This is a genomic window from Streptococcus sp. ELY_137 (assembly GCF_058314515.1).
In genome coordinates this window covers 114,760-123,657 of record NZ_JBZFUL010000006.1, presented here as the reverse complement: position 1 = coordinate 123,657, position 8,898 = coordinate 114,760, and the positions used below count along the sequence as shown (strand labels likewise).

9 protein-coding genes are annotated in these 8,898 nt (G+C 42.3%); 4 read left to right on the top strand and 5 right to left on the bottom strand.

Features of this window, described 5'->3' with window-relative positions:
* Positions 1 to 215 precede the first annotated feature (215 nt).
* The gene (locus AC4HAO_RS06375) at positions 216 to 1,742 is read left to right on the top strand and encodes a zinc ABC transporter substrate-binding protein AdcA (RefSeq protein WP_491093259.1); all 1,527 of its coding nucleotides are present in this window, start codon (positions 216 to 218) and stop codon (positions 1,740 to 1,742) included.
* Positions 1,743 to 1,830: 88 nt separating this feature from the next.
* On the opposite strand, the gene AC4HAO_RS06370 is transcribed toward AC4HAO_RS06375, so the two are convergent.
* The 5 genes from AC4HAO_RS06370 to AC4HAO_RS06350 form a co-directional block, all read right to left on the bottom strand.
* Positions 1,831 to 2,073: a type B 50S ribosomal protein L31 gene (locus AC4HAO_RS06370; RefSeq protein WP_447452031.1), complete on the bottom strand. Its 243-nt coding sequence runs from the start codon at positions 2,071 to 2,073 to the stop codon at positions 1,831 to 1,833.
* 112 nt (positions 2,074 to 2,185) lie between these two features.
* Complete coding sequence (locus AC4HAO_RS06365) at positions 2,186 to 3,427, bottom strand: NAD(P)H-dependent oxidoreductase (RefSeq protein WP_491134921.1); 1,242 nt, start codon at positions 3,425 to 3,427, stop codon at positions 2,186 to 2,188.
* A 9-nt stretch (positions 3,428 to 3,436) separates the two neighbouring features.
* Positions 3,437 to 4,039 carry an NADPH-dependent FMN reductase gene (locus AC4HAO_RS06360; protein ID WP_447452032.1) on the bottom strand — a complete coding sequence of 201 codons (603 nt, stop codon included), beginning with the start codon at positions 4,037 to 4,039 and terminating at the stop codon, positions 3,437 to 3,439.
* 68 nt (positions 4,040 to 4,107) lie between these two features.
* Positions 4,108 to 5,040 carry an FAD:protein FMN transferase gene (locus tag AC4HAO_RS06355; protein WP_491093451.1) on the bottom strand — a complete coding sequence of 311 codons (933 nt, stop codon included), beginning with the start codon at positions 5,038 to 5,040 and terminating at the stop codon, positions 4,108 to 4,110.
* Complete coding sequence (locus tag AC4HAO_RS06350; protein WP_491134920.1) at positions 5,027 to 5,971, bottom strand: DHH family phosphoesterase; 945 nt, start codon at positions 5,969 to 5,971, stop codon at positions 5,027 to 5,029. Before AC4HAO_RS06350 ends, AC4HAO_RS06355 begins: the two co-directional genes overlap by 14 nt.
* Before the next feature lie 153 nt (positions 5,972 to 6,124).
* Here AC4HAO_RS06350 and AC4HAO_RS06345 point away from each other — a divergent pair, with 153 nt between their 5' ends.
* From AC4HAO_RS06345 to AC4HAO_RS06335, 3 genes are all read left to right on the top strand, one after another.
* The gene (locus tag AC4HAO_RS06345; RefSeq protein ID WP_491134919.1) at positions 6,125 to 6,889 is read left to right on the top strand and encodes a CPBP family intramembrane glutamic endopeptidase; all 765 of its coding nucleotides are present in this window, start codon (positions 6,125 to 6,127) and stop codon (positions 6,887 to 6,889) included.
* A gap of 159 nt (positions 6,890 to 7,048) precedes the next feature.
* On the top strand, positions 7,049 to 7,837 hold the full coding sequence (locus AC4HAO_RS06340) for a CPBP family intramembrane glutamic endopeptidase (protein ID WP_491134918.1): 789 nt from the start codon (positions 7,049 to 7,051) through the stop codon (positions 7,835 to 7,837).
* Positions 7,838 to 8,163: 326 nt separating this feature from the next.
* A complete protein-coding gene (locus AC4HAO_RS06335; protein WP_491134917.1) occupies positions 8,164 to 8,868 on the top strand; it encodes a response regulator transcription factor in 705 nt (234 codons plus the stop codon).
* Positions 8,869 to 8,898: the final 30 nt, after the last annotated feature.

Below are 8,898 nucleotides of genomic sequence, written 5' to 3'. Positions count from 1 at the left end.
TACGAGTTCGTTTGTGGTAAGATGGGTGTAGGTCATTTATGGTAGTTCCTCTCAGACAAATGTGGTGTTTATCTGAGCCTAACATAAATGGCTTTTTTCTGTCTAGCTTAATTTTACAAATTGGGTTTTTAATAAAATGCCTTGCACTTACAGGAAAATATGATATACTTAACCAGTAAACAATTTAATTAACTGGTTAAGGAAAGGAAACCAAAATGAAAAAAAAGCAAACCATCATTTTTGGAAGTTTGTTTGTGCTTATTTGTGCCATCATTGGAGGGATTTGGTTCAATAAGTCCCAAGAACGAACCAATGGGAAGATCAAAGTTGTAGCCACCTTTTATCCTATGTATGAATTTACCAAGGAAGTAGTGGGAGATCAAGGTGAAGTCAAGCTCTTGATAAAGGCTGGAACGGAGCCACATGATTTTGAGCCCTCAACCAAGGATGTGGCCGCCATGCAGGAAGCAGATGCTCTGGTTTATGACAACGAAAATATGGAAACCTGGGTTCCTAAAATTAAAAAGTCAATTGGCAAGGATAAGACAACCTTTATTAAGGCAACAGGCGATATGCTTTTACTAGCTGGAGACGAAGGCGAGCATGATCATGAAGGATCTGAGGCGGGTCATCATCATGAGTATGACCCTCATGTCTGGTTATCTCCTCACCGTAGTATTAAACTAGTAGAGAATATCCGCGACAGTTTATCTAAAAAATTTCCAAATAAGGCTAATACCTTTAAAAAAAATGCTGCCACTTATATTAAGAAGTTAGAAAAACTGGATAAAGAGTATAGTAATGCGCTCTCTTCAGCTCGACAAACTAGTTTTGTTACCCAGCATGCCGCTTTTAATTATCTAGCCTTAGATTATGGGCTTAACCAGATCCATATCAATGGATTCTCAGCTGAAAGCGATCCTTCAGCCCAGCATTTAGCTGAACTGAGTCAGCAAGTAAAAGATTACGGTATCAAGTATGTCTATTTTGAAGAAAATGCATCATCAGCTGTTTCTGACACTTTGGCCAAAGAAGCTGGTGTTCAGACCCTTGTTTTAAACCCTGTTGAAAGTCTGACGCAAAAAGAACTAGATAAGGGCGAAAATTATATTTCAATCATGCGCAGGAACCTTACTAATCTCCGTAAAACAACAGATAGTCAGGGACAGGAGGTGCCGGCTAAGGAACCTGAAAAAACTGTACAAAAAGGCTATTTTAAGGATGCTGATGTGACCAATCGTAAATTGTCCGACTGGTCGGGCAACTGGCAGTCTGTCTATCCTTATCTCACAGATGGAACCTTGGATCAAGTCTGGGACTACAAGGCTAAGCTTAATAAGGATATGACCGCTAAGGAATATAAGGATTATTATAGCAAGGGATATAAGACAGATGTTACAGCGATCCTTATAAAAGGGGATAAAAATCAGGTAAGCTTTACGAAAAATGGCAAAAAGTATACGTATACCTATAAGTATGCAGGCTATAAAATATTGACCTATGAAAAGGGGAACCGTGGTGTCCGCTATCTCTTTGAAGCAACCGATAGTAAAGCTGGAGAATTTAAATACATTCAGTTTAGCGATCATAATATATCAAAGATTAAGAGCAGTCATTTCCATCTATTTTGGGGAGCTAGTAGCCAAGAAGCCATTCTTAAAGAAATGGATAATTGGCCAACCTACTATCCTAAAGACATGACAGGACATGAAATTGCACAAGATCTTGTTGTTCACACCTAAGCTATACATAAAAAACTGAGCTGGAAATATTTTCAGCTCAGTTTTTTTCTAGACAGAGAAAAACAGCTCATTGGAGCTGTTTTCAATCTTATTTGAGGCCGTATTTCTTGTTGAAACGATCGACACGTCCATCTGCTTGAGTGAACTTTTGACGTCCAGTGTAGAATGGATGTGAGTCAGAAGAGATTTCAACACGTACCAAAGGGTATGTTTCACCTTCAAACTCTACAGTTTCGTTCGATGGTTTGGTAGAACCGCTGAGGAACTTGTAACCGGTAGTTGTATCGAGGAATACGACTGGACGGTATTCTGGATGGATATCTTTTTTCATTCTTTAAAATTTCCTTTCTGCCATAGCTTTCATAAGCCATAGTTTAATAACTATTCTAGTTTAACAAAGTTCCAAGCGTTTGGCAAGACTTTTACCATAATTCTTATAGATTTTAATGGGATGAAGCCCCTGAAGTAGCATCGGTAGTATCATCATGACCACCAGAAGATGAAGCACCAGACGTGGCATCAGTTCCGCCATGGGCACTAGCAGGCATAGCTCCTCCGCTTCCCCCAACCAAGCGCTGTCCAGTAGTTTCGAGATACCAATCAAGCCAAGGCTGAAAGTTAAAAACAATTTCGTTGATACCGGCATAGGAACCATCTGGGTAATACATGGCTTGGTAATTATGGGTATTGACAACACCAGCAGGTGAACCAGGGACGATAGTACGAACATATTCCTGATTACCGTTGCGCAGGGTACCAATAACCCACTCAACATTTTTCATACGAGCTGGCGGCAGGGAATCATGAACCGTGGACATACGGTTTCCGACTTGTTCAGGCACCCGTTTAGCCAGCATGGTTTCAGGGTCTTGATGAGCATTGTTATAATAAAGAAATTGATTATTATCATCAGCATAAGTTAGTTCGAATGGCATGGAATTCAGAAACATATTGAGCTGATTGACTGTCAGGAGCCCCTTATCAAGTTTAACATAAGTATCCCCATCAACAGCATTGGTGAGCTTAGCAGCCTTGTCTAGCCACTCTGGATCATCTGGATCGACACCTTGGACAGTTGTTGCGATATTGCCAGTAACGTCCAAATCTTCAGGCTCAATGGGTCTTGGTTTTTTCAATTTGGAAACAACCTCCACATACTTGATAAAATTATCGAGACAGGTCTCTAGAAAATTAACCGTTCCTTCATTGATAATATTTCCGTCATCGTCAAAGGCTTCCTTGGCTTTGCCAAGCAAGAATTCGTTGCCGGGTAAGGTGTAAGCATTGACACCTGGGGCTTCTAAAATTTTCCGCAGGTGCACTTGGGCGCGTGAGGTTCCTTGATCGTGATAGGAAGCACCAACAATCATAACTGGTTTGCTTTCAAATGGATGCAGGTTGAAAGACAGCCATTCCAATGTGCTTTTGAGGGCAGGAGTAGTCGTGTGATTGTGTTCAGGTGTTGCAATGATAACGCCGTCAGCCCGTATAATTTTATTGTAGAGATACTGAATAGCAAAGGAGTCTGACTGATCGTCATCTTGATTGAACATAGGAACATCCTTAATTTCTAAGACTTCCATCTCAAATTTAAATTTAAAATGACGACGAATATATTCTAACAGCATGCGGTTATATGATTGCTCAGCATTTGACCCAACGATTCCAACAAATTTCATAGTCATACTTCCTCCTTACAGTTGTTCCCAGTCGAAATTTTCAGCTTCCTTTTTCAGCAGTTCTTTAGCATTTGACATCTTTTCAACCATAGTGACAAAAAGTCGAAAATCATCAAAAATAGCATCTAACTTTTGGCTGGTTTCAATATCATTCAAATTTCCTTCAGAATCGAAAGCTTGCAGAGAATGGGACAGGAGAAATTCATCAGGTAGCACTGAGGCTTTTAATTCAGGTGCATTGAGAATCTGGCGGAGCTGCAGCTGGGCGCGCGAGGATCCTAAGGTACCAAATGAAGCGCCGGTGATCATAACCGGTTTGTTAAGCATAGGATAAATACCGTAAGATAGCCATGCTAAGGCGTTCATTAGAGCGGCAGGGATAGAGTGATCATACTCCGGTGTGCCAATAATCACACCATCAGCAGCTTCGATTTTATCAGCTAATTCTGTAACAAGGTCTGGTAGTTGGCGATTAGCAGGTTTATTGAAGACAGGTAATTCCTTGATTTCAACTAATTCAATATCAGCCTTATCAGCAAAGTGTCTTTGGATATATTGTAAAAGTTGGCGATTAGTCGATTGTTTTGAATTTGTTCCAACAATTCCAATTAGTTTCATATAAATAAGGCCCCCTAGTACTATGATATTTTTATTGTAGCAAAAAAACACTTATTATGTAAGCATTTTTAAGATAGTTTTATTTTACTGATCTCAGGACTAGCAATCAGATTATTATCGGTAGTAATAATCAGAGCGCCTAAGTCCTGTTCTCGGGCAATCCCTGTCAGAATGTCTGATGGATTCTGGCCAAAAAGGCGGCTAGTCCAGATTTCTCCATCGACTGATTTTGGAGAAACAATCGTTAAGCTAGCTATTTGACTATCAAGAGGGTAACCTGTTTGGCTGTCAAAAATATGATGATAAGTCTTACCTGCAGCTGTAAGAGTCCGCTCATAAATACCTGAGGTGACGATGGATTGATCACGAACTCCTAGAACAGCTACATGGTGTCCCCGAGGCTGTTTCGGGTTTTGGATACCGATATGCCACAGCTGGTCGGGATTGTGAAAGGCAGGACCGAAAGTTAAGACATTGCCTCCCAAATTAATAAGCCCAGCTGGGACATTGCACTGGCGAATAAAGTCGACGATACGATCGGCAATATAGCCTTTAGCTAGGGCTCCTAAATCTATTTTCATGCCCTTTTTAGCCAGATAGACCGTCTCTTTGGCCTTATCTAGTATAATATCTTCCGGATTGATGAGGGCTAGAGCAGCATCAATTTCCGTCTGGCTGGGACGCCTAGCATCTGCGAAGCCAATGCGCCAAGTCTGAACAAGAGGACCAATAGCTATATTGAGGTAGCTGTCAGGTGCACAGCTATGCTTTTGACCAAGAGAGATGAGTTCGTAGAGCTCAGGGTGCACCTGAACAGCACAAATGCCAGCTGCACGATTGATAGCCATGAGTTCGGAGCCTTCGTCATTAGCTGAAAAACGATGGTCATAGAGGTGGAGCAGCTCTTCAACCTCATCCAAAATAGGCTGAGGATTATCGTGATAAATGCTGATATCGATGCTGGTTCCCATCAGTTTAACGCGACGGTTAGTGAGCAGCATGTGCAAGAACCTCTCTAATTTCCTGATAGATTTGCTCGTTTTCTTCCAAGCTGTAAGAATTAGCTCCGCTAGCAAGTGGGTGGCCGCCGCCATCATGTCGCTTGGCAATTTCGTTGATAACAGCTGTTTTGCTGCGCAGGCGGACACGATAATGTCCCTCAGGTTGTTCTACAAAAATAGCCCAAGACTGTACGCTATCAATTTTTCCAGGACTACCAACAATAGCAGAACTTTCAGCCTCTGTTACCTGAAAGCTATCGAGTATGTCACGAGTTAGGGTCACTTGTGCAGCGCCATTGTCATCCACTTGCAAATGCTCAAAGATATAGCCTTGCAATTTAGCAATTTTAAAGGAGAAGCTATCCATTTGCCGGGAGAGGCCAGCGAAATCAAAATCATACTCTCTCAGCTTTGCTGCCAAGCGTAGTGTCTTTGGTGTTGTTGCGCTGTAGAGAAAGCGGCCAGTATCACCGACTATACCAACATAAAGGAGACGGGCAGCTTCATCGGAGAAGTCAAGGCCGGCGCTCAGGGCAAAATCTGTAATAATCTCACTGGCGCTAGAGGCCTGTGTATCTACGTATACAATATCTCCATAAACATCTTCATTGGGATGATGATCAATCTTGATGAGAAAATCTCCACTGCCGTAGAGTTCGTCATCAATTCGTGGTCGGTTAGCTGTGTCGGTAACAATTACGAGTGCTTCCTGATAAGCGGTATTATCCACTTGGTCCATTGAAGCCATCCATGACAGGCTGGGTTCATTGGTTCCAGCTGCCAGCACTCTTTTTTGTGGAAAATTATGCTTGATTAATTCTTTTAGTCCCAACTGACTGCCTAGGGCATCCGGATCAGGCCGCTGGTGGCGGTGGATAATAATCGTATTATAGTCTTTAATCTTTGCAAGAATTTGTGCGTATATAGACATAAGAACCCCTTTTTAAATAAGATTACCCTTATTATAGCACGTATAGATTTGTTTTCTTCAGATTATAAAGAAATCTTTAGAAAATCTGAAGACTGACTGAAGAATAGGGAGATAAAATAAGAAGTAGAAAAATTTGGATGGAGGAAATTTCTAGTGTCTAAAGAAGCAAAACTCATCTGGCCTTATCTGGCTTGGACCTTTGGTATAACATGGCTGGCATGGGGGCTACAAACTTTTATGCTTGCCAATAACATTATTAACGCTACCGATTTAGCTTGGCTACTTCTGTATACTATTGGCCAATGGGGACCAGTTATTGCGACTTTAATAGTCGTCAAAGGAAATTTTAAAGAGAAGTTCTACTGGATCTTTTCACCGGGAAAAAGGGGAGGCTGGCTTTATTTGCTTATCATGATGGGCCTTCTCACGTTAGTAAGTGCTATGGCTACATCAGGGCGGATGTCTGAAGGGCTTACCCCACTGTCTTTGCTTACTAGTTTTTTAATGACTAGCTTCTTGACAGCTGGAATTGGTGAAGAAGTTGGTTGGCGCGGTATTTTGCAACCGGCTTTGGAAGCGCGCTTTGCCTTTCCTGTAGCAACTATTTTGACAGGTTTGATTTGGGCTTGCTGGCATCTGCCACTGATGCTCATGGATCTAACATTTTTCCCAATTTTTGTGCTTTATACGGTTCTCTACTCATTCTGGTTTGCAGGCCTTTATAAGAAAACCAAATCTGTTCTTTACTGTATGCTACTGCATGGGTTTATGAATGGCGGAGTTGGTGTGCTCTTCAACTTTGAAAGGGAAAACATCATTATGAGACTGTTTGGAATGACAATTATGGCGACCTATAGTATCTATCTCTGGTATCAAACTGACCGTAAGGAGAGGAACTATGATGAGACAAAACACTGACCTGACGCTCAGTCTTATAAGTACCTGTCCGGTAGGTGTGCTCCTCTCTTGGAAACAATCCTAGTCCCCGTCATACTGATGACTCTCTCCAGTTTGCTCATATCAGGAGCGACTAAGGTCTATTTTCATTGGAAAGATAGGCAGAAGGAAAAAATGCTAATGACTAAAGATAACAAAATGATCGAACCACAACCAAAACTCATCTGGCCTTATCTGGTCTGGACCTTTGGCTGGACTTGGGGCTGGTGGGGGTTAATCTTTCTACTTGATAACTCACCGTTTGCCCAGATAGGGCGACTGGTAGGAGGCCTGCTGTGGCCGTTTGGTCCTGCCATAGGAGCAACTATAGTTCTCAAAATCTCTCTGAAAACAATCCCTAAATGGCTCTTTTCCGGTAAAAAGGGGACTTGGCTCTATCTTCTGTTATTTTCTGGACTTTTAACAGTAGTGAGCAGTCTGGCGGTTTCTGGAAGATTAGCTATGGAAGCTTTACCTTCCTTGCCTTTAATGGCCGTCCTGCTTACTCTTGTCGGCGGAGGCAATGAAGAACCAGGTTGGCGAGGTTTTTTACAGCCAGTTCTGGAGAAAAAGTTTTCTTTTCCGCTGGCAACCGTGATCCTTGGTATTATCTGGGGGATCTGGCATCTGCCACTCTGGGTCATAGACAGAGGGGGAAGCTTGTCCAACTTTATCATACAACTCCTAGGATGCATACTCATTGCTTTTGCTTATGCAGGGCTCTACAAAGCCACCCACTCCATTATAGCCTGTTGCCTTTTCCATACAGTATCTAACTTACATTTCTTGGCATTTGAGGGGTTGACTTCGGATTACTCACAAGCCAGTAACTGGTATTACATGGCTGGTCTACTCTTGGTAGCTGGTTGTGGAGTTTGGCTCTGGTATCGGACGGATAAGAAGGAAAAGACCTGTGGCGAGACAATGTAATGATTTGATGTCCAGCTCAATTGATACCTGTCTGGCAGGCTTACTCCTGTCAGTTTCCCTGCTCTTCTGGAAACAATCCCCCAGCCTAGTCCCCGTCATACTGACGATCGTTTCTAGCCTCCGTTTGGATCTAGTCAAACTTTATTTTCACTGGAAGGACAGGCAGGCTGATTACTTATAGAATGGAAGTTTAAAGGAGCCTGTGTTAGTAAATGAAGGAGTTCCGCTAGATTTTGCAAACTGTCTGGTTATCTATCGTGAAAAGGAGGGCTTGTTTATCGGTTTCAAAAGCGAGTTTCATGCTATAATGGCAATAGGAGGGACCTATGGGTTATACGATTTTACTGGCTGAAGACGATAGGGAAATCTCTGAAATCATTCGGCTTTATTTGGAAAGCAATCATTATCAGGTCATAGAAGCTGTGGATGGAGAGGAAGCTTGGACACTTTTTTCAAGAGAATCGGTAGATTTGGCTATTTTAGATATCATGATGCCCAAACTAACTGGCTATGAGGTGCTCAAGCGTATCCGACAGATCAGTAATATTCCGGTCATTATCCTGTCAGCTAAAAACGAAAATCGCGACAAAATCCTAGGTCTGGATATCGGAGCTGACGACTATGTGGCCAAGCCCTTTGAGCCACTTGAAATTGTTGCTCGTGTCAAGTCCAATCTGAGGCGTTATTATGACTTGGGCAGCAAGGGTATCAGCGGTGCGCGTGATGGGCAGCTAAGGGTCGGTAACCTCTTTCTAGATCCAGAAAAAATGCTTGTTTTTAAGGAGGACCAGCCTGTTCACTTGACCGTGACAGAGTTTAGGGTGCTTCACATGCTGATGGCTGCACCGGGACAGATCTTCACTAGACGGCAACTCTATAATCAGACAGGCGACGACTATTTAACCACAGATGAACAGACCATGATGGTTCATATCTCCAATCTGCGGGAAAAAATTGAGGCAGATCCTAAAAATCCTGCCTACATCAAAACGGTAAGAGGGGTAGGCTATAAATTTGAAAAGCAGGACTAGGTCAAAAAGTTTAATCCGCTCCTTATTATG